This is a genomic window from Pantoea hericii, from assembly GCF_014155795.1.
In the GTDB taxonomy this organism is placed as follows: domain Bacteria; phylum Pseudomonadota; class Gammaproteobacteria; order Enterobacterales; family Enterobacteriaceae; genus Pantoea; species Pantoea eucalypti.
This window is the reverse complement of sequence record NZ_SCKV01000007.1, coordinates 60,485-85,303: the sequence shown is the minus strand read 5'-3', so window position 1 is coordinate 85,303 and position 24,819 is coordinate 60,485. Positions and strand designations below refer to the sequence as shown.

The 24,819-nt window shown below is 55.0% G+C and carries 18 protein-coding genes; 13 read left to right on the top strand and 5 right to left on the bottom strand.

The features are described 5' to 3' along the window. Positions 1 to 100: 100 nt before the first annotated feature. The 3 genes from hmsP (at position 101) to H7K52_RS15820 (ending at position 5,359) form a co-directional block, all read left to right on the top strand. Positions 101 to 2,107, top strand: coding sequence for a biofilm formation regulator HmsP (gene hmsP / locus H7K52_RS15830; RefSeq protein WP_182630211.1), 2,007 nt, complete (start codon positions 101 to 103; stop codon positions 2,105 to 2,107). A 225-nt stretch (positions 2,108 to 2,332) separates the two neighbouring features. Then, positions 2,333 to 3,622 carry a dicarboxylate/amino acid:cation symporter gene (locus H7K52_RS15825; RefSeq protein WP_003851983.1) on the top strand — a complete coding sequence of 430 codons (1,290 nt, stop codon included), beginning with the start codon at positions 2,333 to 2,335 and terminating at the stop codon, positions 3,620 to 3,622. 246 nt (positions 3,623 to 3,868) lie between these two features. Then, positions 3,869 to 5,359, top strand: coding sequence for a M16 family metallopeptidase (locus H7K52_RS15820; RefSeq protein WP_008926420.1), 1,491 nt, complete (start codon positions 3,869 to 3,871; stop codon positions 5,357 to 5,359). A 2-nt stretch (positions 5,360 to 5,361) separates the two neighbouring features. On the opposite strand, the gene H7K52_RS15815 is transcribed toward H7K52_RS15820, so the two are convergent. Further along, positions 5,362 to 6,234: an alpha/beta hydrolase gene (locus H7K52_RS15815; RefSeq protein WP_003851978.1), complete on the bottom strand. Its 873-nt coding sequence runs from the start codon at positions 6,232 to 6,234 to the stop codon at positions 5,362 to 5,364. A 482-nt stretch (positions 6,235 to 6,716) separates the two neighbouring features. Between H7K52_RS15815 and msbA the strand changes: the two genes are divergently transcribed. Then, on the top strand, positions 6,717 to 8,474 hold the full coding sequence (gene msbA / locus H7K52_RS15810; RefSeq protein ID WP_008926421.1) for a lipid A ABC transporter ATP-binding protein/permease MsbA: 1,758 nt from the start codon (positions 6,717 to 6,719) through the stop codon (positions 8,472 to 8,474). Positions 8,475 to 8,570: 96 nt separating this feature from the next. Here the strand turns inward: msbA and kdgK are convergent, their stop codons facing one another. Beyond that, the gene (kdgK, locus tag H7K52_RS15805; RefSeq protein WP_039658622.1) at positions 8,571 to 9,503 is read right to left on the bottom strand and encodes a 2-dehydro-3-deoxygluconokinase; all 933 of its coding nucleotides are present in this window, start codon (positions 9,501 to 9,503) and stop codon (positions 8,571 to 8,573) included. 279 nt (positions 9,504 to 9,782) lie between these two features. On the opposite strand from kdgK, the gene pdeH reads away from it, so the two are divergent. Together pdeH and H7K52_RS15795 are read left to right on the top strand one after the other, a co-directional pair. Continuing rightward, positions 9,783 to 10,556 (top strand): cyclic-guanylate-specific phosphodiesterase, encoded by a 774-nt coding sequence (pdeH, locus tag H7K52_RS15800; RefSeq protein WP_003851972.1) that lies wholly within the window; start codon positions 9,783 to 9,785, stop codon positions 10,554 to 10,556. A 63-nt stretch (positions 10,557 to 10,619) separates the two neighbouring features. Further along, positions 10,620 to 12,680: an AsmA family protein gene (locus H7K52_RS15795; RefSeq protein ID WP_003851971.1), complete on the top strand. Its 2,061-nt coding sequence runs from the start codon at positions 10,620 to 10,622 to the stop codon at positions 12,678 to 12,680. On the opposite strand, the gene ppiC is transcribed toward H7K52_RS15795, so the two are convergent. Then, on the bottom strand, positions 12,681 to 12,962 hold the full coding sequence (gene ppiC, locus H7K52_RS15790) for a peptidylprolyl isomerase PpiC (protein ID WP_008926423.1): 282 nt from the start codon (positions 12,960 to 12,962) through the stop codon (positions 12,681 to 12,683). It abuts the gene before it with no gap. Between the two features lie 75 nt (positions 12,963 to 13,037). Here ppiC and rep point away from each other — a divergent pair, with 75 nt between their 5' ends. Continuing rightward, positions 13,038 to 15,059, top strand: a complete 2,022-nt coding sequence (gene rep / locus H7K52_RS15785; protein ID WP_003851968.1) for a DNA helicase Rep — start codon at positions 13,038 to 13,040, stop codon at positions 15,057 to 15,059. A gap of 43 nt (positions 15,060 to 15,102) precedes the next feature. Here rep and gppA read toward each other — a convergent pair whose 3' ends face one another. Both gppA and rhlB read right to left on the bottom strand, forming a co-directional pair. Then, a complete protein-coding gene (gene gppA / locus H7K52_RS15780) occupies positions 15,103 to 16,587 on the bottom strand; it encodes a guanosine-5'-triphosphate,3'-diphosphate diphosphatase (RefSeq protein ID WP_182630210.1) in 1,485 nt (494 codons plus the stop codon). A gap of 6 nt (positions 16,588 to 16,593) precedes the next feature. Further along, positions 16,594 to 17,886, bottom strand: a complete 1,293-nt coding sequence (gene rhlB / locus H7K52_RS15775; protein ID WP_003851965.1) for an ATP-dependent RNA helicase RhlB — start codon at positions 17,884 to 17,886, stop codon at positions 16,594 to 16,596. A gap of 117 nt (positions 17,887 to 18,003) precedes the next feature. On the opposite strand from rhlB, the gene trxA reads away from it, so the two are divergent. The 6 genes from trxA to wecC all read left to right on the top strand — a co-directional run bounded on the left by trxA (position 18,004) and on the right by wecC (position 24,784). Next, on the top strand, positions 18,004 to 18,336 hold the full coding sequence (trxA, locus tag H7K52_RS15770) for a thioredoxin TrxA (RefSeq protein WP_003851963.1): 333 nt from the start codon (positions 18,004 to 18,006) through the stop codon (positions 18,334 to 18,336). A gap of 351 nt (positions 18,337 to 18,687) precedes the next feature. Further along, on the top strand, positions 18,688 to 19,947 hold the full coding sequence (gene rho / locus H7K52_RS15765) for a transcription termination factor Rho (protein WP_003851960.1): 1,260 nt from the start codon (positions 18,688 to 18,690) through the stop codon (positions 19,945 to 19,947). A gap of 280 nt (positions 19,948 to 20,227) precedes the next feature. Further along, complete coding sequence (gene wecA, locus H7K52_RS15760) at positions 20,228 to 21,307, top strand: UDP-N-acetylglucosamine--undecaprenyl-phosphate N-acetylglucosaminephosphotransferase (RefSeq protein WP_003851958.1); 1,080 nt, start codon at positions 20,228 to 20,230, stop codon at positions 21,305 to 21,307. Positions 21,308 to 21,337: 30 nt separating this feature from the next. Then, complete coding sequence (wzzE, locus tag H7K52_RS15755) at positions 21,338 to 22,387, top strand: ECA polysaccharide chain length modulation protein (protein WP_003851956.1); 1,050 nt, start codon at positions 21,338 to 21,340, stop codon at positions 22,385 to 22,387. A gap of 10 nt (positions 22,388 to 22,397) precedes the next feature. Continuing rightward, entirely contained in the window at positions 22,398 to 23,528 is a 1,131-nt protein-coding gene (gene wecB / locus H7K52_RS15750) for a non-hydrolyzing UDP-N-acetylglucosamine 2-epimerase (RefSeq protein WP_259400732.1), read from the top strand. After that, positions 23,525 to 24,784: a UDP-N-acetyl-D-mannosamine dehydrogenase gene (gene wecC, locus H7K52_RS15745; RefSeq protein WP_182630208.1), complete on the top strand. Its 1,260-nt coding sequence runs from the start codon at positions 23,525 to 23,527 to the stop codon at positions 24,782 to 24,784. Before wecB ends, wecC begins: the two co-directional genes overlap by 4 nt. The last annotated feature ends 35 nt before the right edge of the window (positions 24,785 to 24,819 follow it).

Below are 24,819 nucleotides of genomic sequence, written 5' to 3'. Positions count from 1 at the left end.
GCCGGACTTTTCAGACGGTAAAAAAGTCAGTTTATGGGATATACTGGCGGGCATTGTACTGTCTGCTATCTGGGCTTTTTTCATCGTCAGGAGAGAATTTTTGCGCGTAAGCCGGTCACTTACGATAAAGCAGATGGCGACAGTTTCGCTGGTTGCGATTATCACCATCAGTATCTTTATCGTCATCCAACTGTTTCATTTTGTGCAGCAGCGCAGAATTGACTACGCCCAGCAGATGGAGAATATCGCGCACACCGTCCGTCAGCCGCTGTCGGAAGCGGTGCTGCGCGCCGATATTCCTCAGGCCGAACGTATTCTTCACTCCCTGAAACCGGCCGGTATTTTATCGCGCGCCGATGTGGTGCTGCCGAATGCGTTCCAGGCTCTGCATGCCGATTTCGAGGTGGAAAAACCGGTGCCGCGTCTGGTCGCCCGCCTGTTTGAGCTGCCGGTGCAGATTACCCTGCCGCTCTATTCAGTCGAAAATACCGGGATGCCGAAGCCGCTTGCCTATCTGGTGTTGCAGGCTAACTCGACGCGCGTCTACCAGTTTATCCTCAGCACGCTCTCGACCATGATTATCACCTATCTGTTGCTGGCGCTGATTCTTTCCGTGGCGATCAGCTGGTGCATTAACCGGCTGGTGGTGCATCCGCTGCGCAATCTCTCTCGCGAACTGCAGGAGCTGCCGCCCCAGTCGATTCTGACGCACAAGCTGTCGCTACCGCAGAGCCACCGTGATGATGAAATCGGTATGCTGGTCCGTAGCTACAACCGCAATCAGCAGGTGCTGGAGTCGATCCATGATGAGATGAGCCGGCTGACGACCCATTTTCCCGTCACCGATTTGCCCAATCGCACTCTGTTTCTGGCGCTGGTCGATCAGTGCATGCGCATGCCTGAACAGTCACTGGGTCTGATGGTCATCCGCATTGAAACACTCCAGGAAGCTAACGGCGTACTCAGCGATGAGCAGCGCGATACACTGATGCTGACGCTGGTGGAGAAGATCCGTAATACCCTGGACGACCATACTTTGCTGGCGCAGACCGGAACCAGCGATTTTGTTCTGTTAATGAAGCGCGCAAGCAATCCGTTCCGCGCACTGCGTCTGGCGCGCAACCTGATGATTCGCCTGAATCAGCCGGTTAACCTCCATCAGCTGCAGTTGCGCCCTAATCTCAGTATCGGTCTGGCGCTGCGTGAGGATCAGCCGCTGAGCGCGAATGAGCTGCTTGACCGCGCGACGTCGGCGATGATGTCGGCCCGTCATCAGGGCAAAAATCAGATCCTGTTCTTTGACGCCGCACTGACCGAGCGCGCGCAGAAGCGCCTGACTCAGGAGCATGACATCCTGCAGGGTCTGCACGATGATCAGTTCGCGCTTTACCTGCAACCGCAGGTCGATATGCGGACCGGCGCGTTAATTGGCGCCGAAGCCCTGTTGCGCATGCGCCAGCCAGACGGCAGTTATGGTCTTACCGAAGAATTTATAGCCAGCGCCGAAGAGATTGGCGTGATTAGCGCGATAGGTCGCTGGGTGTTTGAAGAGGCGTGCCGCATTCTGGCTGGCTGGCAGCGCCAGGGCATTATGCTGCCGCTGAGTGTGAATATTTCCGCTGTGCAACTGCGGGACACCGGCGTGGTCTCTCATCTGCAAGCCCTGCTGACGCGCCACCGCATCGCACCCGACACGCTGGTGCTGGAAGTGACAGAGACCGCTCAGCTTGATGATGCAGAACAGGCGATGTCGATGCTGCGCCTGTTGCAGCAGACCGGCGTCGCCGTGGCCCTGGATGATTTTGGCATGGGCTACTCCAACCTGAACTATCTGCATCAGCTGAAAGCGTTGCCGGTAAACAAGCTGAAGATGGATCGCAGCTTCGTGGCGGCGCTACCGCATGACGACACAATGGTCCGTATCGTCGCGGCTATCGCCGAGATTATCCACCTTGAAGTGATTGCCGAAGGCGTGGAAACAGCCGAGCAGCGCGACTGGCTTCTGGCGCGCGGTATCGCTATCGGGCAGGGCTATCTCTACGCTGAAGCCCTGCCTCTGACCCGATTTAATCAGGCGTGGATTGAAAACTCCTCACTGCCGCAATAATTGCCTGATTCATTGATTTTGCGAGAATTTTAGTTACAAAACCCCTTGCTGAAGCGTTTCAGTTCAGAATTACGATCCCAGGGTTTCCTGGGCGTTTGTCACCCTGTATTAATCACGTAAACAGAGTGTTATTTTCGGGTTACTGTCAGGCGCTACCTCTGTTGCCTGACAGTCACAATAACGAATCCGACAACATCACCTCACGGCGTTAGTGGACACCTGTTTATGAAAACCTCACTTTTTAAAAGCCTTTATTTCCAGGTGCTGATGGCGATTGGCATCGGCGTTTTGTTAGGCCATTTTTACCCGGAGTTAGGGACCCAGATGAAGCCGCTGGGAGATGCCTTTGTTAAGTTAATCAAGATGATTATCGCCCCGGTCATTTTCTGTACCGTGGTGACCGGCATCGCTGGCATGGAAAGCATGAAAGCGGTAGGACGGACCGGTGCGGTTGCGCTGCTCTATTTTGAAATTGTCAGCACCATCGCGCTGCTTATCGGCCTGATCGTGGTGAACGTGGTGCAGCCAGGTGCCGGGATGAACGTTGATCCTGCCACGCTGGATGCCAAAGCTGTGGCGATGTACGCGCAGCAGGCAGAGCAACAGGGTGTCGTCGCTTTCCTGCTGGATATTATCCCCAACAGCGTGATTGGCGCCTTTGCCAGCGGCAACATTCTGCAGGTACTGCTGTTTGCCATTCTGTTTGGTTTTGCCCTGCATCGTCTGGGTAACACCGGCACGCTGATTTTCAACGTGATTGAAAATTTCTCAAAAGTGATTTTCGGCATTATCAATATGATCATGCGTCTGGCACCGATAGGGGCATTTGGCGCAATGGCGTTCACCATCGGTAAATACGGCGTGGGTTCACTGGTGCAACTCGGCCAGCTGATTATCTGTTTCTATATCACCTGTATTCTGTTTGTGGTGATTGTGCTGGGGCTGATTGCGCGTCTGTTTGCCGGGTTCAGCATCTTCAAGTTTATCGCCTACATAAAAGAAGAGCTGCTGATTGTGCTGGGGACTTCCTCTTCCGAATCTGCGCTGCCGCGCATGCTGGATAAGATGGAGAAGCTGGGCTGCAAGAAATCGGTGGTCGGGCTGGTGATTCCCACCGGCTATTCCTTTAACCTGGACGGCACCTCGATTTACCTGACCATGGCGGCGGTATTTATTGCTCAGGCGACCAATGCGCACATGGATATCTTCCATCAGATTACGCTGCTGGTGGTGCTGCTGCTCTCTTCCAAAGGTGCGGCGGGGGTAACCGGTAGTGGATTCATCGTGCTGGCGGCGACGCTCTCTGCGGTGGGCCATCTGCCGGTGGCGGGTCTGGCGTTGATTCTCGGTATTGACCGCTTTATGTCCGAAGCCCGTGCGCTGACTAACCTGATTGGTAACGGTGTAGCGACCGTGGTGGTGGCGAAATGGGTCGACCAGCTGGATCATAAACAGCTGACCGATACGCTGGCAGGCCGAAATAAAGAGAATAAAGCGACTGAATCTTCAATTTAATCATTGAATTTAACTTAAATCCTCACAAATGCCCGCTGTCGCTTGCCCTGACAGCGGGCATTTGCATAATAAACCCCACTTGTTTTTTTTGACGTTTTTCACTTCGTTACGCGACATCCTGAGCTTCCTGTGGTCAAACACTTTGTTGTTGGATAACAGCGCGATTCGGCGCCAGCCGATTCGTTAATAACAGCGGCAATATGCGCCAGTGATAACAATATTTGAATTATTTGAGTAGGGGTTCACATGCAGGGCACCAGAATTCGGCTTTTGGTTGGTGGATTAGTGCTGGCAAGCAGCTTTGGTCTCCAGGCAGAAACGCTGCAACCGGATCCGGCCTGGCAGGAAGGCAAGCTGGATAATGGATTTAACTGGCAGTTACTGGCCACACCGCAACGCCCCAGCGACCGCATTGAACTGCGGCTGGTGGTGAATACCGGTTCGCTGGTAGAGAGTGCGCAACAGACGGGCTTCAGTCATCTGCTGTCGCGCCTGGCGATGGTGCATAACACCGCGCTTGATAACAACCAGCAACGCGCGCTATGGCAACAGGCGATGGATCCACAGCGTCCGCTGCCGCCTGTCATTACCTCCTATGACTCCACCCAATATAATCTGAGTCTGCCGAATAACCGTCCCGAACTGCTGAAAGAAGCACTGAACTGGCTGGCGGCCACGGCGGGCAATATGGCTATCACCGAACAGGTGGTCAACACTGCGCTGGCCGCCTCCGATCCGGTGGCGACCTGGCCGAAAGATTCGCAGGATGTCTGGTGGCGCTACCGCCTGAAGGGCTCTGCGCTGCTGGCGCACGATCCCGCCGCGCAGCCGCGCGCACCCGTCGATTTAACCCAGCTCAACGATTTTTATCATCAGTGGTACACCCCTGATGCGATGACGCTCTACGTTGTTGGCAATGTTGATAGCCGGAACCTTTCTGAGCAGATCAACAAAACCTTCTCGGCGCTAACCGGGAAACGTGAAACGCCTGCACCTCTGCCCACCCTGTCGCCGCTGCCGCACGAGCCGGTGAATCTGGTGAGCAGCAACATGACGCAGGATCGTCTCTCACTGGTGTGGGATACGCCGTGGCAACCGATTCGGGACTCCCAGAATCTGCAACGTTACTGGCAGGGCGACCTGGCCCGTGAAGCGCTGTTCTGGCATGTCCAGCGTGCACTCAGCGACAGCAAGGCGCAGGGCATCCAGGTAGGATTTGATTGCCGCGTGCTCTATCAGCGTGCGCAGTGCTCGATCAACATGGACGGGCGCAACGACAATCTGGCGCAGAATATGAATCTGGTGGCGCGCGAGCTGGCGAACGTGCGTGATAAAGGCATTCCGCAGGAGGAGTTTGATGCGCTGATGGCGCAGAAGCTGCTGGAGCTGAATAAGCTCTTTACCACCTATGCCCGCACCGATACCGATGTGCTGATGAGCCAGCGCCTGCGATCTCAGCAGAACGCCGTGGTCGATATTGCGCCTGAGCAGTATCAGAAGCTGCGTCAGACTTTCCTGGCCGGCCTGACCCGTGAACAGTTGAACCAGGAGCTGCGCCAGCAGCTGACGCAGGAACTGATGATGGTTCTGATTCAGCCGGAAGGCGAAGCGGAAACTAACGTGAAGAGCCTGCAGGAGAGCTGGGACAAAGTAATGTCACCGGCAACGGCACCGGCGACCAGCAATGAAGCCAGCCCGCCGGATAGCAACGTCAAAGACGTTCCGCCCGCCGCTTAACGTCAGGTTTTTGCCCTGAGCCACTCGGTCACTAACATCGGCCAGCTGGCGAGGGGCAAATCTGCCACGCCACGGATACCAAATCCGTGCCCGCCTTTCTGATAGAAATGCACCTCTGCCGGCACCTTATGCTCACGCAGCGCGCCAAAAAACGCCATGCTGTGATTCACCGAGACATCATCATCGTCGGCGGCGTGGATCAACAGTGTCGGTGGCACCAGCGGATGAACACGGGTTTCCATTGAATAGGCTTCAATGGTTTTCTGATCCGGCCACGCACCCAGCAGGCGGGTTCTGGCACCCTCATGGGCAATGCCATCACGCATGCTGATCAGCGGATAAACCAGTACCATCGCATCCGGACGCGGCGAGAAGTTTTCTGCGCCATCCTGCACCGGATAGAGTTTCTCTGCGAAACGCGTTCCCAGACTGGCTGCCACGTGGCCGCCCGCCGAAAAGCCCATCATCACAATGTATTTACCGTTCAGGCCACGCTGTGCCCGTTCACGCAGGACGCGAACCGCACGCTGCGCATCGGCCAATGGCGCGTCGGGACCTTCATGATGTCCATCATAGGGCAGGCGATAGGTCATAACCGCCAGGGTGTAACCCATCGATGTAAAGAAGGTGGCCAGGGCGCTGCCTTCACGATCAATCATCACGCGCTGATAGCCACCACCCGGTGCAACCAGCAGGGTAATCCCGTTTGATTCGACCGGATGCCAGATCGCCATCTCAGGGCAACGTACGCCGGTCGCTGCGCGATCGTAAGGCTCATACTCTTTTGCCATATCGACGATCTGCGGCTCTGCGCGCGAATCGCTGGCGCCTGGCGCATCACCGTGTGGCCAGATATTAATAATTTCTGTGTGCATAAATAGATCCTGATGCGGGGAATATTTTAATTGTTTTGTTCGCGGCCGGAGAGAACAGCGTCCTGCTGTCTTTTGATTAAAAGATGGTCTTTTTTCAGGCGGTCGTCCATCCGAAAAGGGCAAATCTGACCAGATTCGGACTATGCCTGGTGGTGGATCCATTTATATAAATGATTAATTTTAATCAATAAATTATAAGGCGGGTTGAAGAGGGATGCCGCTGGAAGTCCGTCATTAACCACGAATTTGCAGCTTAAGGTAAATGGCTGGCATGGCTCGCTTTGTTAGCCAAAATTTACCGGATATCACGCTGTGTGCTGTTCAGACAGCATAATGATTTTACCGCCAGAATCACGTTCACTTCGCTGCAGGGGCTTAAGTGCCAGTCTCATTTGGGAATGTTCAGCGTCGGGCAGTTTCCTGTTGGTTGATGAGGTTTAACATAACATCAGCCGTTCATTCACAACGGTAAGATGAATTCCATGTTTGATAACGATCTCTCTACCCGGCAAACCTTCTCTCGTTTGTGGCCGACGATTTCTCCCTTCAGACTGGGGCTGGTGGTTGCGGGTGTCGCCCTGATCGTCAACGCTGCAATCGATCCATTGATGCTGACGTTGCTGAAGACGCTGCTTGACGATGTGATTGGCAGGAATAACCACGGCATTCTGATCTGGATGCCGCTGGTGATTATCGGGCTGATCCTGGTCCGCGGTGTGAGCGGCTATATCTCCAGTTACTGTATCTCCTGGGTATCAGGCAAAGTGGTCATGGCCCTGCGTTGTCGACTGTTCAGCCATATGATGGGCATGCCGGTGGCTTTTTTTGATCAGCAATCAACCGGCACGTTGCTCTCCCGTATCAGCTACGACTGCGAACAGGTCGCCTCCTCTTCGTCCGGTTCGCTGGTGACGGTGGTCCGTGAGGGAGCCTCTATTCTTGGCCTGTTTGTGATGATGTTCTACTACAGCTGGCAGCTTTCCCTGATCCTGCTGGTGCTGGCACCCATTGTGTCGCTGGCGATTCGCATCGTCTCCAGGCGCTTTCGCGGTATTAGCAAGAACATGCAGAACACCATGGGGCAGGTAACGTCTCATGCAGAGCAGATGCTGAAAGGTCATAAAGAGGTACTGATGTTCGGCGGCCAGCAGGTCGAGACGACCCGCTTCGAACAGGTCAGCAACAACATGCGTCGTCAGGGGATGAAAATGGTCTCAGCGACCTCGCTCTCCGATCCCATTATTCAGCTGCTCGCCTCCTCTGCGCTCGCCTTTGTGCTCTATGCGGCGAGTTTTCCCTCTGTGATGGCCACACTGACGGCGGGTTCTATCAGTGCGGTGTTTTCCGCCATGCTGATGCTGATGCGTCCGTTAAAGTCACTGACTAACGTTAACGCCCAGTTCCAGCGCGGTATGGCTGCCTGTCAGACACTGTTTGCCATCCTGGATACTGAACAGGAAAAAGATGAAGGAACATACGTGGTTGAACGCGCGACCGGCAATATAGAATTTCGCGATGTCACCTTTACCTATCCGGGATCGGAAACGCCCGCGCTGGAGCATATTAACCTGACCATTCCCGCCGGTAAAACTGTGGCGCTGGTGGGCCGTTCCGGTTCGGGTAAATCGACTCTCGCCAGCCTGCTGACACGCTTTTACGACATCGACAGCGGAGAGATTTTGCTGGATGGTCATGCGCTGCGTGACTACACCCTGGCCTCGCTGCGTGAGCAGGTGGCACTGGTCTCTCAGCACGTTCACCTCTTCAACGACACGGTCGCCAACAACATCGCTTATGCCCGTACCGACGTCTTCAGCCGTGAAGCAATCGAAAAGGCGGCACAGATGGCCCATGCTATGGAATTCATTAATAAAATGGATAACGGACTGGATACAGTGATTGGGGAGAACGGGGTGCTGTTGTCGGGTGGGCAGCGCCAGCGCATCGCGATTGCCCGCGCCCTGCTGCGCGACAGTCCAATTCTGATCCTCGACGAGGCGACCTCGGCGCTGGATACCGAATCTGAACGCGCCATTCAGTCTGCGCTGGAGACGCTGCAGCAGAACCGGACCACGCTGATCATCGCTCACCGGCTCTCAACCATTGAAAAGGCCGATGAAATTCTGCTGGTAGAAGAGGGGAGGATTGTGGAGCGCGGCTCGCATCAGCAGCTCCTGCAGAAGAACGGCGCGTATACACGGCTCTATAAGATGCAGTTCAGCCAGCCGCTGTGTGCGTAAGAGGTGTGAATGCCAGAAGCTAAAAAATGCGCCTCCGGGCGCATTTTCGTCATCACCATTCGCCGATCGATCTTCACGACGCTAACGGCTACAGCATCATTCAGGCATCGCCGCTGCCGGAATTATCGCGCCACGATGCTGAATCACGGTACTGGCTGTCAGATGCCCACGCTGCGCGGCTTCCTCCGCAGAAGCCCCGGTCAGACGGCGCGCCAGATACCCGGCACTGAATGAATCACCGGCAGCAGTCGTATCGATCACTTTCTCTTTCGCCAGACGCACCGCAGGCACATCAATCAGCGGCGCATCGCCGGTGACCACCAGACAGGAGTCGGCACCGCGCTTAATCACGATTTCGCTGGCGCCCGCCTGACGGGTTCGTGCGATAACCTCTTCCAGCGGCGCTTCGCCCCACAGCAGATGCTCATCATCCAGTGTCAGGAAGGCGATATCGGTACAGTTCAGCATGGCGCGATATGCAGCCTGCGCACTGGCGCGATCGGCCCATAAACGCGGGCGGTAGTTATTATCAAAAATCACCTTGCCGCCATTTGCCCGGCAACGGGCCAGTAGCGTCATTAGCTTCTCACGGCTGGACGGCGGCAGAATAGCCAGACTGATGCCGCTGAGATAGAGATAATCGTAGTGCGACAATTGCCCGGCTATCTCCTCAGATTGCGGGCTATCAAGCCAGTAACGCGCCGCAGCATCGCTGCGCCAGTACCAGAAAGTACGCTCGCCATCGGCATCCGTTTCAATCACATACAGGCCCGGCATCTTATTATCGAGGCGCTGGATCAGGTCCGTATTCACCTTCTCCTGCTGCCAGGCGGCGATCATCTGATCGCTGAACGAATCCGTTCCCAGCGCAGTGACATAATCGACCCGCAACTGCTGCTCATCGACCTGGCGGGCGAGATAAACTGCCGTGTTAAGCGTATCGCCGCCAAAGCCCCGTTTGATGTTCTCACCCTTTTCGGACAGCTCAATCATGCATTCGCCAATAATGGCGATTTTCTTGTGCGTCATGGTTTCAGACCTATAGTGAAATATCGTCCTAGTCTCGCGTCTGGTATGGCAGACGTCAATGATTTTAAAACGCCGTTTTAATTTAACTTAAGGCATGAAACAGCCTCGATCTGGCAGATAAACGCGGCTAACGTCGGCTTGTTTAGCCGATTATGTTAGCGAGACGGCTGATAAACTCGCCGTTTTATATTGCCATGCCGTTCATCTTAATATCACAGGCACTTTTGATAATCGCTCAGTCACCCATTTTGGGGACTTGTTACCACTCAGGGAAATAGCATGGTGATGGAGAGTATTAGCCAATGGCTGCCGTCTTCAAACGACCTTAAACTCCACCCGGAAACCCCGCTCTTCTGGCAACAATGTCATCGACGCTATCGGTTTCAGCCCATCTACCGGGTTACCGGTCAATTACTTGCCATTGAACTCCTGACTGCCGTGTCGCATCCTTCTGAACCGGAACGGAATCTTTCGCCTGAAGCCTGGTTTGCCGGACTCGATATTGCCCGGCGCCTGGATGTCGTGCATGAGCAGCTTGAACTGCTGGCAGAATGGAGCGAATTTTTTAAGCGCAGTGATATGGTCGCTTCGGTCAACATAGACGGTCCTTCACTGCTCGCCATTCAGCAACGACCCGCCATTCGCCGCCTGATTGCCCAGCTGCCCTGGATACGGTTTGAGCTCACCGAGCATCAGGCGCTGCCGCAGGAGGAGAAAGTGGCGAAAATACCGGAACTGGGGCCGCTGTGGCTGGATGATTTTGGTTCAGGTATGGCAAATTTCTCAGCGCTGACTGAACTGAAATATGATTACATCAAGCTGTCGCGCGACCTGTTTATTATGCTGGGCACGACGGATGAAGGGCGGAGTCTCTTTTCGATGCTGCTTGCGCTGATTAATCGTTACTGTAACGGTGTCATTGTTGAAGGGGTGGAAACGGAAGCGCAGTGGCAGCAGGTCAAAGCGTCGCCTGCGATTGCTGCACAGGGCTATTACTTTTCGCGTCCCGTCCCCTTTTCTGAATTGAATCACCTCACTCTCCAGCTTCCCTGATGCCGTTGCTCGTGGTCTCGACTATCTTTAACGCAGACCGTGAATGTGCAAGGAGAAAGCGTAATGTCGCGTACCGGGAAAATCGTCAGCTGGGTAGCAGGTATTCTGGTGCTGTTGATTGTGGTGATTATCGTTGTGATCGCTACCTTTGACTGGAACCGCCTGAAGCCCACCATTAATCAGAAAGTCTCAACAGAATTAAACCGTCCCTTTGCGATACGCGGGGATCTGGGCATCGACTGGGCACGAAATCGCGACGAGGCAGGCTGGCGGCGCTGGGTGCCGTGGCCGCAGATCCATGCGGAAGATATTATGCTGGGCAACCCGCCTGACATTTCTGACGTCACCATGGTGCATCTGCAGCGTGTCGACGCCACGCTGTCACCCCTGTCGTTACTGCATAAAGAGCTGTTCATCCCGTGGATTAAGCTGCAGCGACCCGATGCGCGACTGATCCAGACCGCCGATAAAAAGAACAACTGGACCTTTACCCTTGCTGACAGCGACAAGGATGAGAAGAATGCCGCGCCATCGGCCTGGTCCTTCCGTCTGGATAATATTCTGTTTGATCAGGGCCAGATTCGTTATCGCGACGCCATTAACCGCGCCGATGTCACGGTACAGGTCAATCCACTGGGCAAACCGGTGCCGTATACGCAGATCGCCGGAGGCGATGACCAGCAGAAAGGCGCAGGCGACTTTGTCTTTGGCTGGCAGGCCAGCGGCACCTACAACAACGAGAAACTCACTGGCGACGGCAAGATTGGGGGCATGCTGTCATTGCGAAGCCAGAACACCCCCTTCCCGATTCAGGCCGATGTGCGCAACGGCACCACGCGGGTTCAGGTGACTGGCGGTTTGCAGGATCCAATGAACCTCGGCGGGCTTAACGTGCGACTACGCTTCTCGGGCGATACGCTGGCTAATCTTTATGGCCTGACCGGTGTTCTGTTGCCTGACACACCGCCTTATGAAACTGACGGCCATCTGATAGCGAAATTCAATGGTAAAAAGGGCGCGGTCTACCGCTATGAGAAATTCAATGGTCACATTGGTGACAGCGATATTCATGGCTCGCTGATCTACAGCCAGGTCAAACCTCGCCCGACGCTCAGCGGCGAAATGACCTCTGAGCAACTGCGTATGGCCGATCTGGGTCCACTCATTGGCGTGGACTCCGGTAAAGGCAGTGAAAAAACCGCGCAGGCCAAAGCGCGTCGCGGTGAGAAATCGAACCAGCCTGCTGATCGCGTGCTGCCGCATGATAAATTCGAGACCAAAAACTGGGATGTGATGGATGCCGACGTGAAGTTCAGCGGCAAACGGATCGAACACAGTAATTCACTGCCGTTAAGCGATCTCTATACCCACTTACAGATGAAAAACGGCGATCTGCTGCTGGATCCGCTGCGCTTTGGTGTAGCGGGCGGCAATCTCAACAGCACTATCCGACTGGAGGGTGACCACTCGCCAATGCGCGGTCGGGTTGACCTTCATGTTCGTAAGCTGCAACTGCGTCAGCTCTTCCCGACGGTGGAGGCGATGAAGAACAGCCGTGGCCAGCTCAATGGCGATGCCAGCTTTACCGGCACCGGTAACTCAGTGGCCGACCTGCTGGGAACCAGTAACGGTCAACTCAAACTGCTGATGAATGACGGTCTGATCAGCCGCAGCCTGATGGAAATTGCTGGTCTCAATGTCGGTAACTATGTGGTGGGTAAACTGTTTGGCGATGACCAGGTGCGCATCAACTGCGCCGCCACCGATCTCAAACTGCAGAATGGTGTGGCAACGCCCAACCTGTTTGTGTTTGACACCGAGAACGCGATTATCAATGTCTCCGGCAACGCAAACTTCGCCAGCGAGCGGCTTGATTTGTCGGTGAATCCGGAGAGTAAAGGCATTCGCATCGTGACGCTGCGCTCGCCGCTCTATGTGCGCGGCACCTTTAAAAATCCTGATGCGGGCGTGAAAACGGGGCCACTGCTGGCGCGTGGTGCCGCTGCCGTGGCGCTGGGCGCGGTCGTAGGTCCTGCAGCGGCGCTGCTGGCACTGATCTCTCCAAGTGATAACGAAGATAACCAGTGCAGCACCGTCCTGCAGCAGATGAAGCAGAAGAAGTAACTAGTTGCGGTAGAGCACTTTGATAATGTGATAACCAAAGCCGGTCTTTACCGGCCCGTAAGGCGTCAGCAGCGGGCAGGTAAAGACCGCTTTATCAAAGGCCGGTACCATCTGTCCCTGCCGGAACTCGCCCAGATCGCCACCCTTCCGGCCGGAAGGACAGGTTGAGTGCTTCTTTGCCAGCTCCTGAAAATTGCCGCCTTTCGCCAGTTTCGCCAGAATCTCTTTTGCCAGCGCTTCCTCTTTAACGAGGATGTGTAAAGCCGCCGCGGTTTTCGCCATGTTGATATCTCGGTTGTGTATAATTGCCGCCCAGTATAAACCCCTTTCTTTTGATCTAATCAGGCGATTTCTCCTATGCGTTTAAACCCCAGCCAACAACGTGCCGTCGAATTTGTTACCGGTCCCTGTCTGGTGCTGGCGGGCGCGGGATCGGGCAAAACCCGCGTGATTACCAATAAAATCGCCCACCTGATTCGTGAATGCGGCTATCAGGCGCGCCATATCGCTGCGGTGACCTTTACCAATAAGGCCTCGCGCGAAATGAAAGAGCGTGTGGCGCAAACCCTGGGCCGCAAAGAGGCACGCGGCCTGCTGATTTCGACCTTCCATACGCTGGGACTGGAGATCATCAAACGCGAAACCGCGGCGCTGGGCATGAAGTCCAACTTCTCCCTGTTCGACGATCAGGATCAGCTTGCGCTGCTGAAAGAGCTGACCAAAGAGTGGCTGGAAGAGGATAAGACGCTGTTACAGCAACTCATTTCCACCATCTCGAACTGGAAGAATGATCTGATCGATCCGCAGGGTGCCGCCGCGCTGGCGCGTTCGCAACAGGATAATATTTTTGCTCACTGCTATGCCCTTTACAGCCAGCATCTTAAGTCGTGCAACGTGCTCGATTTCGATGACCTGATTCTGCTGCCGACGCTGCTGCTGCAGCGTAATCAGGAGGTGCGTGAACGCTGGCAGCAGCGTATCCGCTATCTGCTGGTGGATGAGTATCAGGACACCAACACCAGTCAGTATGAGCTGGTTAAACTGCTGGTTGGCGCACGGGCGCGCTTCACGGTGGTCGGCGATGACGATCAGTCCATCTACTCCTGGCGTGGTGCGCGGCCGCAGAATCTGGTGCTGCTGAATCAGGACTTCCCTGCGCTGGAGGTCGTGAAGCTGGAGCAGAACTACCGCTCTTCGCAGCGCATCCTGAAGGCGGCGAATATCCTGATTGCTAACAACCCGCACGTCTTTGAAAAAAAATTGTTTTCGGAACTGGGGCAGGGCAGCGAGCTGAAAGTGCTGACCGCTAACAGCGAAGAGCATGAGGCGGAACGGGTGACCGGCGAACTGATCGCACATCACTTTATCAACCGGACGCAGTATAAAGATTACGCGATCCTCTATCGCGGCAATCATCAGTCACGGACCTTTGAAAAGTTTCTGATGCAGAACCGCATCCCTTATCGCATCTCTGGTGGCACTTCGTTCTTCTCGCGACCCGAGATCAAAGATCTGCTCGCCTATTTGCGCGTGCTGACCAATCCTGAAGATGACAGCGCGTTCCTGCGTATCGTCAATACGCCGCGCCGTGAGATTGGCCCGGCTACGCTGCAGAAGCTCGGTGAGTGGGCCAATCTGCGCAGCAAGAGCCTGTTTAATGCCAGTTTTGATGTCGGCCTGGGGCAGACGCTAAGTGGCCGTGGTCTGGAGCATCTGCAGCGCTTCACCCACTGGCTGAATGAGATTATCCAGCTCACTGAACGTGAACCCGTGAATGCGGTGCGCGATTTGATCCGCGGCATCGACTACGAAAGCTGGCTGTTCGAAACCTCCGGCAGTCCGAAAGCCGCCGAAATGCGGATGAAGAACGTCAACACGCTGTTTCAGTGGATGACAGAAATGCTGGAAGGCACTGATATTGATGAGCCGATGACGCTGGCGCAGGTGGTAACGCGCTTTACTCTGCGCGACATGATGGAACGCGGTGAAAGTGATGAAGAGCTGGATCAGGTACAGCTGATGACGTTGCACGCCTCTAAAGGACTGGAGTTCCCCTATGTGTTCCTGGTGGGCATGGAAGAGGGGCTGTTGCCGCATCAGAGCAGCATTGATGAGAACAATATCGAAGAGGAGCGACGGCTGGCTTACGTCGGGATCACCAGGGCGCAGAAAGAGCTGACCTTTACCCTGTGTCGTGAACGCCGGCAATATGGCGAGTTAATCCGGCCTGAACCCAGCCGTTTTCTGCTGGAGCTGCCGCAGGACGATTTGCAATGGGAGACCGAGCGCAAAGTGGTCAGCGCGGAAGAGCGGATGAAAACCGGACAGAGCCGTGTCGCCGGTCTGAGAGCGATGCTGGATAAGGCGAAAAAGAGTTAAACCGGTGCAGGAGGCGAAGACATTTCGCCTCACACGGGTACCATTACGACCGGGTTAACAACCAGTGGACGTAAGACTGATAGTGGCTTTCCTGCTCCAGCAGTTCGCTGCGCAGCGGATGCGCTTCCAGCCAGCCTGCGGGCAGGGTCAGATGCAGGGCATCGTCGTCTGCCTGTAGCCGCACAGCAGGCAGGGTGTCGTCGCGACGGCGGGTGGAGAAAATAATCGCCAGTCGCAGCAGACGGCACATCCTTTCCGCCAGACGCGGCGGCAGGGCGTTTTGCTGGGTCAGCAACGCCAGGTCGATGCTGCCGCTCTGGTTTTGCAGCAAACAGGCCAGCAGCTTCTTCTGCGCCGGTGTGAAGCCGGGAAGGTCGAGGTGACGGACCAGATACGCCGCGTGCTGTGGCGCATGACGGAAGTCGACGCTCAGGCCGATTTCGTGGATCGCGCAGGCGCTGAGCAACAGCTCACGGCAGCGCTGATCCAGCTTCCACGGCGCAGAAACCTGACGGAAGAAACTTTCTGCCAGTTGACGCACGCGGTCTGCCTGTTCGACATCGATGCTGAAACGGCGCTGGACGTTGTGCAGCGTGCGGGTGCGGATATCGCGGTCAATAGGCAGATGCAGCATGCCGTAGACCAGTCCTTCCCGCAGTGCGCCGCCCGCCAGTGTCATGCTATCAATGCTGAGTTCCTGGAAGATGGCGATCAGGATCGACAGGCCACTGGGGAAGACCAGCGCCCGCTCCAGCGTCAGCCCTTCGATTTCCAGCTCTTCCAGTTTGCCGCACTGAATAGCGCGCTGCTTCAACTGCTGCAGTTTATTCAGCGTGATGCGCTCATCCATGCCCTGCGCCACCATGATCTCCTGCAGTGCCTGAACCGTGCCGGATGCCCCGACACAGGCCTGCCAGCCCTGTTCACGCAGTTGCGCTGCCACGGGCTGGATCATCTCACGCGCCGCCAGTTCGGCCTGATCAAAGTTCTCTTTGGCCAGGTGACGATCGCTGAAGAAGCGCTCCAGCCACGTCACACAGCCCATCGACAGACTAAACAACACCGAAGCATGTGAGCCATCGCCGGTGGCCAGCTCGGTGCTGCCGCCGCCGATATCGACCACTAAACGCTGGTCGGACCCGCCCGTGGTGTGGGCCACGCCCTGATAGATCAGGCGCGCCTCTTCTTCACCGCTGATAACGTTGATAGTACAGCCGAGAATCTGTTGAGCCGTATCAAGAAAGGTCTGCGCATTGGCAGCCAGACGCAATGTGGCGGTCGCCACCACGCGAATCTGATCGGGGGGAATATCCTGCAGTTGTTCAGAGAAGAGTCTGAGGCATTGCCAGCCACGCGACATCGCATCGGCTGACAGCAGGTTATTTTTATCCAGGCCGGCAGCAAGGCGAACCTTGCGCTTTATTTTTGCGATGGTCTGAATACTGCCAGAGACCTCGCGCACCACCAACATATGAAAGCTGTTAGATCCTAAATCAATCGCTGCATAAAGTGACGATGCGCTTAGCATGGTGCCCTAACCTGAACGTTTACGGTTGTTGTTGCGAGGCGCGCCGCGACGATTGGCGTTATTTCCCCCGCGACGCGGGCCGTTGCCGGAACGACTGCGTTGCAGACGCTTAGGCGGCGGTAAATCAGTTAACAACGCTTCACTGCTGTACTTGCTGACCGGGATGCTATGGCCAATGTACTCTTCAATCGAAGGCAGGTTCAGCGCGTACTCTTCACAGGCCAGGCTGATAGAGTGTCCGCTGGCGCCCGCACGACCGGTACGGCCAATACGGTGAACATAATCTTCACAGTCGTCTGGCAGATCGTAGTTAAAGACGTGGGTTACCGCCGGGATGTGCAGGCCGCGAGCTGCAACATCAGTTGCGACCAGAATATCTACATCGCCTTTGGTGAAGTCATCCAGAATACGCAGACGCTTCTTCTGAGCAACGTCGCCGGTCAGCAGGCCGACGCGGTGTCCATCAGCAGCCAGGTGGCCCCAGACATCTTCACAGCGGTGCTTGGTGTTGGCAAAAATAATGGCGCGATCGGGCCACTCTTCTTCCAGCAGGGTCTGCAGCAGGCGCATTTTCTCTTCGTTAGACGGATAGAAAAGCTCTTCCTGAATGCGATGGCCGGTTTTTTGTTCCGGTTCCACTTCCACATATTCAGCACTGTTCATGTGCTCAAATGCCAGTTCACGGACGCGATAAGAAAGGGTGGCCGAGAACAGCATGCTCAGACGCTGGGTAGCCGGCGGCATGCGACGGAACAGCCAGCGAATATCTTTAATAAAGCCGAGATCGAACATGCGATCGGCTTCGTCCAGCACCATAACCTGAATAGCACCGAGATTAACGTGATTCTGTTTCGCGTAGTCGATCAGGCGACCGGTGGTTGCCACCAGAATATCAACGCCCTGCTCAAGCACTTTCAGCTGTTTGTCATACCCGTCTCCGCCATAGGCGAGACCCAGTTTCAGGCCGGTTGAGGCGGTAAGGGGTTCGGCATCTGCATGAATCTGCACAGCAAGTTCACGCGTCGGCGCAAGAATTAATGCCCGTGGCTGGTTAACCTGACGGCCTTCCGCCGCAGGATGAGAGAGAAGATGATGAAACGTTGACGTCAGAAACGCCATCGTTTTGCCGGTACCGGTTTGCGCCTGGCCTGCAACATCACGCCCTGAAAGCGTAAAAGGCAGAGCTAACGCCTGAATCGGCGTGCAGTATTGAAAGCCTTTAGTATCAAGGGCTTCCACGACTTTTGGGTGCAGGGCGAAGTCGGAAAACTTCTGTTCAGTTAAGTGTGTTTTGCTCATAGTGTGGTAGAATATCAGCTTACTATCGCTTTACGAAAGCGTATCCGATGAAATAAAGTCAACCAACATTGGTATATTTTACGCCAATTCGCCAGGCATAATCTTGTGGAGTAAAACATGAGCAGCGATAAAATCGTTCATCTGACTGATGACAGTTTCGACACCGACGTGCTGAAAGCCGACGGCGTTACACTGGTAGATTTCTGGGCTGAATGGTGTGGTCCTTGCAAAATGATCGCGCCAATCCTTGATGAAGTTGCAGAAGAGTATGATGGCAAGCTGACCATCGCTAAGCTGAATATTGACGATAACCCAGGCACGGCACCGAAGTATGGCATTCGTGGTATCCCGACGCTGCTGCTGTTTAAAAATGGCGAAGTCGCCGCGACCAAAGTGGGCGCGTTGTCTAAAGGCCAGCTGAAAGAGTTCCTGAACGCCAATCTGGCGTAATGCAGGACTGAATGTCTGGCAGTGGTGAATTTATCTCCTGCTGCTGGACGTTCACTTTCAGGCGTGCTAAGTTACCAATACTGCATTACGAACTTACCTTGTAGTTAGCATCTAAAGTTTTCCCTTGTTGAACCCTGTCGCCCTGTACCTTATAAAGATAGAACGGTTCAGCAATCTTACGGTTAGCTCCAACTCTGGCATCACATTCGGACACCTTCTTGCATACCGATCGCCATTCCATACGATGATCGTCGGGAAGAGCCGAAAAGAGCCATTAACGGCATGGATTAATTGCCATACCACTCACGACAAACATTCCGAGTATTACCCCGAGTTTAAGAACCCATCACTATGAATCTTACCGAATTAAAGAATACGCCGGTTGCTGAGCTGATTACTCTCGGCGAAAATATGGGACTGGAAAACCAGGCTCGTATGCGCAAGCAGGACATTATCTTTTCAATCCTGAAGCAACACGCAAAAAGCGGCGAAGACATCTTCGGTGATGGCGTGCTGGAGATCCTTCAGGATGGATTTGGATTCCTCCGTTCCGGAGACAGCTCCTACCTCGCCGGCCCTGATGATATCTACGTTTCTCCCAGCCAAATCCGCCGTTTTAACCTCCGCACGGGTGACACCATCTCTGGCAAAATCCGTCCACCAAAAGAAGGTGAACGTTATTTTGCGCTGCTGAAAGTTAACGAAGTTAACTACGACAAGCCGGAAAACGCGCGTAATAAGATTCTGTTCGAAAACCTCACGCCGCTGCACGCAAATAAACGTCTGCGTATGGAGCGGGGTAATGGCTCAACGGAAGATTTAACCGCACGCGTACTCGATCTGGCTTCACCGATCGGTCGTGGTCAGCGTGGTCTGATTGTGGCACCGCCGAAAGCCGGTAAAACCATGCTGCTGCAGAATATCGCGCAGAGCCTGGCGTATAACTACCCGGATTGCGTGCTGATGGTGCTGCTGATCGATGAGCGTCCGGAAGAAGTGACCGAGATGCAGCGTCTGGTGAAAGGCGAAGTTATCGCTTCAACCTTCGATGAGCCAGCTTCACGCCACGTTCAGGTTGCTGAAATGGTGATCGAAAAGGCCAAGCGTCTGGTTGAACACAAGAAAGATGTCATCATCCTGCTCGACTCAATCACACGTCTGGCGCGTGCCTACAACACCGTGGTTCCTGCTTCAGGTAAAGTCCTGACCGGTGGTGTGGATGCCAACGCCCTGCATCGTCCAAAGCGTTTCTTTGGTGCTGCACGTAACGTGGAAGAGGGCGGTAGCCTGACCATCATCGCGACCGCGCTGGTTGATACCGGTTCTAAGATGGACGAAGTGATTTACGAAGAGTTTAAAGGTACCGGTAACATGGAACTGCATCTCGCCCGTAAAATTGCTGAAAAACGCGTCTTCCCGGCGATTGATTACAACCGCTCTGGTACGCGTAAAGAAGAGCTGCTGACCTCTCAGGAAGAGCTGCAGAAGATGTGGATCCTGCGTAAGATTATTCACCCAATGGGCGAAATCGACGCAATGGAGTTCCTCATCAACAAGCTGGCGATGACCAAAACCAATGATGAATTCTTCGACATGATGAAGCGTTCTTAATCCGGGATTGCCAGGCCGAAGCACAGATTCGGCTTTTTTAGTCCAGATGCGCAGAAAATCGACCTTACGCCACGTCTCAACGTGGCGTTTTTCATTTGTGAGCTATAGGATTGAACACTGGCAGGAGCATTTATAATGACTGTGGTAGTGATGGCGAACTTTTGACCGTTCGTCTGTCTCTTAATGCAGAATTCGGAATCCGACACAGCGACCGGCGCGTTTTTTCGCGTATTGTTGTGCGGGATGTTAGCTGAGAGCGTTTAACGTGAATTTACTCACTATGAGTACTGAGCTTGGATTAATTTTTCTCTTTTCCCTGGCTTTCCTCTTTTTTGCTCGAAAAGCAGCTAAAAAAATTGGTTTAGTTGATAAGCCTAACTCACGTAAACGCCATCATGGCGCGATTCCGTTGGTGGGCGGCATTTCTGTGTTCGCAGGTATCTGCTTTACGTTTGCCATCACCAACTATTACTTGCCTCATGCGATGCTCTATCTGGGCTGCGCAGGGGTGCTGGTGCTGGTTGGCGCACTGGATGACCGTTTCGATATCAGCGTCAAATTCCGCGCGGTCGTGCAGGCCATTGTCGCGCTGGTGATGATGTTTGGCGCAAAACTTTATCTGCTCAGCCTGGGCTTTATCGTCGGCCCGTTCGAGCTTATCGTTGGCCCCTTTGGCTATGTGCTGACACTGTTTGCCGTCTGGGCTGCAATCAACGCCTTTAATATGGTGGATGGCATCGATGGTCTGCTGGGCGGCCTCTCCTCCGTCACCTTTGCCGCCATGGGAATCATCCTCTACTTCGATGGCCAGACCAGCCTTGCGATGTGGTGTTTTGCGATGATTGCCGCCACGCTGCCCTATATTCTGCTTAATCTTGGCTTCCTTGGCCGCCGCTTCAAAGTCTTTATGGGTGATGCCGGCAGTACCATGATCGGTTTCACCATTATCTGGATTCTGCTGGAAACAACGCAGGGCCTGAGCCATCCCATTACCCCCGTCACCGCACTCTGGCTTATTGCCATTCCGCTGATGGATATGGTGGCGATTATGTATCGTCGTCTGCGTAAAGGCATGAGCCCGTTCTCGGCTGACCGTCAGCACATCCACCATCTGATCATGCGCGCCGGTTTCACCTCACGTCAGGCCTTTGTGCTGATAACTGTTGCTGCGGCCATCCTTGCCGGGATCGGTGTGCTGGGCGAATATCTGGCGTTCATTCCGGAGTGGGTGATGCTGCTGTTGTTCCTTGGCGCTTTCATGGTTTACGGCTACTGCCTGAAACATGCGTGGCGCGTGGCGCGACGTATCCGGCGCATTAAGCGCCGCCTGAGCCATTACCGCGAAGCAAAAAATAAATGAACCCGATGCTGATTAAAGGATACTTCTTCCATGCCTTCTGACGTTGTGGACAACGAACTGGATATTCGCGGCCTGAGCGGCCGTTTATGGCGTGGCAAACGCTGGATCATCGGGCTGGCACTGCTGTTTGCTCTGGTCGCCTGGCTGGTCACGCTGCTGCTGAAACAGGTCTGGAGCACCACCGCGATCACCGATCGTCCCACGGTGAACATGCTGGGTTCATACTATTCGCAGCAGCAATTCCTGACCAATCTGGATGCGCGCAGCAACACCTTAACCCTGTCAGCACCGTCACCGACAGTGATGGATCAGGTTTATCAGGAGTTCATCATGCAACTCGCGTCGTGGGATACGCGTCGTGAGTTCTGGCAACAGACGGATTACTTCAAGAGCCGCAAAACCGGCAATGCGCATAACGATGCTGCGCTGCTCGACGATATGATCGGCAATATCCTGTTTACGCCTGCTGACGCGGCCCATAACCTGCCCGATAACGTCAAACTCAAAGCGGAAACGGCAGGTGACGCCAATAATTTACTGCGTCAGTACATTGCCTATGCCAGTGAGCGCGCCGCGCGTCATCTGAACGATGAGTTAAAAGGTGCCTGGCGGGTACGTACCGATCAGCTGCAGGCGCAGGTGAAACGTCAGGAAGATGTGGCTAACGCGGTGTTCCAGCGCCAGCAGCATCGGCTGGAGCAGGCGCTGAAGATCGCCAGCCAGCAGGGCATTAATGAGAAGCAGACGCGCGAAGTGGGTGAGAATCTGGCAGACAGCGATCTGTTCCTGCTGGGTCAGCCGGTTTTACAGGGCCAGCTGGATACCCTGCGCGCAACGGGGCCGAGCTTTGATATCAGCTATGATCAGAACAGAGCAATGCTGACCACGCTGCAGGCCGGACCAAAACTGAACAGCAAGTTTCAGACCTACCGTTATCTGCGCACACCGGAAGAGCCGGTATCACGTGACAGTCCGCGACGTCTGTTCATGATGATTATGTGGGGTGCCGTTGGGGCATTAACAGGCGCTGGAGTGGCGCTGGCACGTCGTCCGCGTCTGATGTCAGACACGCATGAGTGAGAGAAACAGTGTGAAAGTTCTGACCGTATTTGGTACTCGTCCCGAAGCGATTAAAATGGCGCCACTGGTTCAGGCGCTGTCGCAGGATCCTGCTTTTGAATCGCGCCTGTGCGTCACCGCACAGCATCGCGAAATGCTCGATCAGGTGTTGCGTCTGTTTAAGCTCGAACCGGATTATGACCTTAATATTATGCGCCCTGAGCAGGGACTGACTGAGATTACCTGTCGCATTTTAGAGGGCATGAAAACCGTCCTGCTCGATTTCAAACCAGACATTGTGCTGGTGCATGGTGACACCACCACAACACTGGCTGCGAGCCTGGCCGCCTTTTATCAGCAAATTCCGGTCGGGCATGTTGAAGCCGGTCTGCGTACCGGCGATCTCGCCTCGCCGTGGCCGGAAGAGGGCAACCGCAAACTCACCGGCCATCTTGCCCGTCTGCACTTCACCCCTACCACCCGCTCGCGTCAGAACCTGTTGCAGGAAAACCTGCCCGATTCGCGCATCATTGTGACCGGCAATACGATCATTGATGCGCTGCTGTGGGTTCGCGATCGGGTGCTGGATGACTGCAATCTGAATGCACAATTAGCGGCGCGCTATCCCTTTATCGACCCGGATAAGAAACTGGTGCTGGTTACCGGTCACCGGCGTGAAAGCTTTGGCGGCGGTTTTGAGCGTATCTGCAGCGCGCTGGCGCAGATTGCCCGCCAGCACCCTGAGGCGCAGATCGTCTATCCGGTGCACCTCAATCCGAATGTCAGCGAGCCGGTTAACCGGATTCTCAGCGGCATTGAGAATATCATTCTGATTGAACCGCAGGAGTATCTGCCTTTTGTCTGGCTGATGAACCGTGCCTGGCTGATTCTGACCGATTCCGGCGGCATTCAGGAGGAAGCGCCTTCACTGGGTAAACCGGTGCTGGTGATGCGTGACACGACCGAGCGTCCGGAAGCGGTTGATGCGGGTACCGTTAAACTGGTAGGGACGGATATCGACAGGATCGTGGCCAGTGTCAGTGAATTGCTGAGCGACGACGATGCCTGGCAGGCGATGAGCCATGCCCATAATCCGTATGGCGATGGCAAAGCCTGTGGCCGAATTTTACAAGCCTTAAAAGATAACAGAGCTGAATTATGAGTTTTGAAACCATCTCCGTGATTGGACTGGGATACATTGGGCTGCCGACGGCAGCCGTTTTTGCCTCAAAGGGAAAAAAAGTGGTGGGCGTGGATATCAACGCGCGTGCCGTTGAAACCATCAATCGTGGCGCGATCCATATCGTAGAACCCGATTTAGATGAAGTGGTGCATGCGGCGGTTACGCGTGGCGACCTGCGCGCCACCACACAGCCTGAACCCGCTGACGCTTTTCTGATCGCCGTACCGACGCCGTTCAAAGATGAATATCAGCCCGATCTGCGCTTTGTGAAAGCCGCAGCGGAGTCGATCGCACCGGTTCTGAAGAAGGGCGATCTGGTCATCCTGGAGTCCACCTCACCGGTGGGCAGTACCGAACAGATGGCCGAGTGGCTGGCTGCGGCGCGTCCTGACCTGCGCTTTCCGCAGCACGGTGAGACGCCCGATATTTTTGTCGCCTACTGCCCGGAGCGCGTACTGCCTGGCAAGGTAATGGTTGAGCTGATTAACAACGACCGGGTGATTGGCGGCATGACGCCTGCCTGTTGCGCCCGCGCCAGCGCGTTATACCGGCTGTTTCTGAAAGGTGAATGCGTTGAGACCAACGCCCGCACCGCCGAGATGTGCAAGCTGACTGAAAACAGCTTCCGTGACGTCAATATCGCCTTTGCCAATGAGCTGTCGCTGATTTGTGCCGAACAGGGAATTAACGTCTGGGAACTGATTGCGCTGGCGAATCGTCATCCGCGCGTCAATATTCTGCAACCCGGTCCCGGCGTGGGTGGTCACTGTATCGCCGTCGATCCCTGGTTTATCGTGGCGCAGAATCCTGAACTGGCACGCCTGATCCGCACCGCGCGTGAGGTGAATGACGCCAAGCCGCAGTGGGTGCTGGACCAGGTGAAAACCGCGCTGGCGGATTGCCTGACCCAAACCGGCAAGCGCGCCAGCGAGGTCACTATCGCCTGCTTTGGTCTGGCCTTTAAACCTGACATTGACGACCTGCGCGAGAGCCCGGCCGTGGGCGTGACTCAGAAAATCGCAGAGTGGCACAGTGGCAAGACCTGGGTGGTTGAACCTCACATTGAGCAGCTTGCGGACTCGCTGGCTGTCAACGCCGAACTGGTCTCCTGCGAGCAGGCGCTGGCTCAGGCCGATATTCTGGTGATGCTGGTCGATCACCGTGCCTTCCGCGCGATTAACGCCGCCGATGTTCAGCAGAACTGGATTGTCGATACCAAAGGCGTGTGGCGATGAAGCGCTTTTTGATCACGGGCGGTGCCGGTTTTATC

What these genes read in the sequence shown, in the direction of transcription:
- H7K52_RS15825 (WP_003851983.1), top strand. Translation starts at nt 2,333, where the DNA reads ATGAAAACCTCACTTTTTAAAAGCCTTTATTTCCAGGTGCTGATGGCG.
- H7K52_RS15820 (WP_008926420.1), top strand. Translation starts at nt 3,869, where the DNA reads ATGCAGGGCACCAGAATTCGGCTTTTGGTTGGTGGATTAGTGCTGGCA.
- H7K52_RS15815 (WP_003851978.1), bottom strand. Translation starts at nt 6,234, where the DNA reads ATGCACACAGAAATTATTAATATCTGGCCACACGGTGATGCGCCAGGC.
- msbA (WP_008926421.1), top strand. Translation starts at nt 6,717, where the DNA reads ATGTTTGATAACGATCTCTCTACCCGGCAAACCTTCTCTCGTTTGTGG.
- kdgK (WP_039658622.1), bottom strand. Translation starts at nt 9,503, where the DNA reads ATGACGCACAAGAAAATCGCCATTATTGGCGAATGCATGATTGAGCTG.
- pdeH (WP_003851972.1), top strand. Translation starts at nt 9,783, where the DNA reads ATGGTGATGGAGAGTATTAGCCAATGGCTGCCGTCTTCAAACGACCTT.
- H7K52_RS15795 (WP_003851971.1), top strand. Translation starts at nt 10,620, where the DNA reads ATGTCGCGTACCGGGAAAATCGTCAGCTGGGTAGCAGGTATTCTGGTG.
- ppiC (WP_008926423.1), bottom strand. Translation starts at nt 12,962, where the DNA reads ATGGCGAAAACCGCGGCGGCTTTACACATCCTCGTTAAAGAGGAAGCG.
- rep (WP_003851968.1), top strand. Translation starts at nt 13,038, where the DNA reads ATGCGTTTAAACCCCAGCCAACAACGTGCCGTCGAATTTGTTACCGGT.
- gppA (WP_182630210.1), bottom strand. Translation starts at nt 16,587, where the DNA reads ATGCTAAGCGCATCGTCACTTTATGCAGCGATTGATTTAGGATCTAAC.
- rhlB (WP_003851965.1), bottom strand. Translation starts at nt 17,886, where the DNA reads ATGAGCAAAACACACTTAACTGAACAGAAGTTTTCCGACTTCGCCCTG.
- trxA (WP_003851963.1), top strand. Translation starts at nt 18,004, where the DNA reads ATGAGCAGCGATAAAATCGTTCATCTGACTGATGACAGTTTCGACACC.
- rho (WP_003851960.1), top strand. Translation starts at nt 18,688, where the DNA reads ATGAATCTTACCGAATTAAAGAATACGCCGGTTGCTGAGCTGATTACT.
- wecA (WP_003851958.1), top strand. Translation starts at nt 20,228, where the DNA reads ATGAGTACTGAGCTTGGATTAATTTTTCTCTTTTCCCTGGCTTTCCTC.
- wzzE (WP_003851956.1), top strand. Translation starts at nt 21,338, where the DNA reads ATGCCTTCTGACGTTGTGGACAACGAACTGGATATTCGCGGCCTGAGC.
- wecC (WP_182630208.1), top strand. Translation starts at nt 23,525, where the DNA reads ATGAGTTTTGAAACCATCTCCGTGATTGGACTGGGATACATTGGGCTG.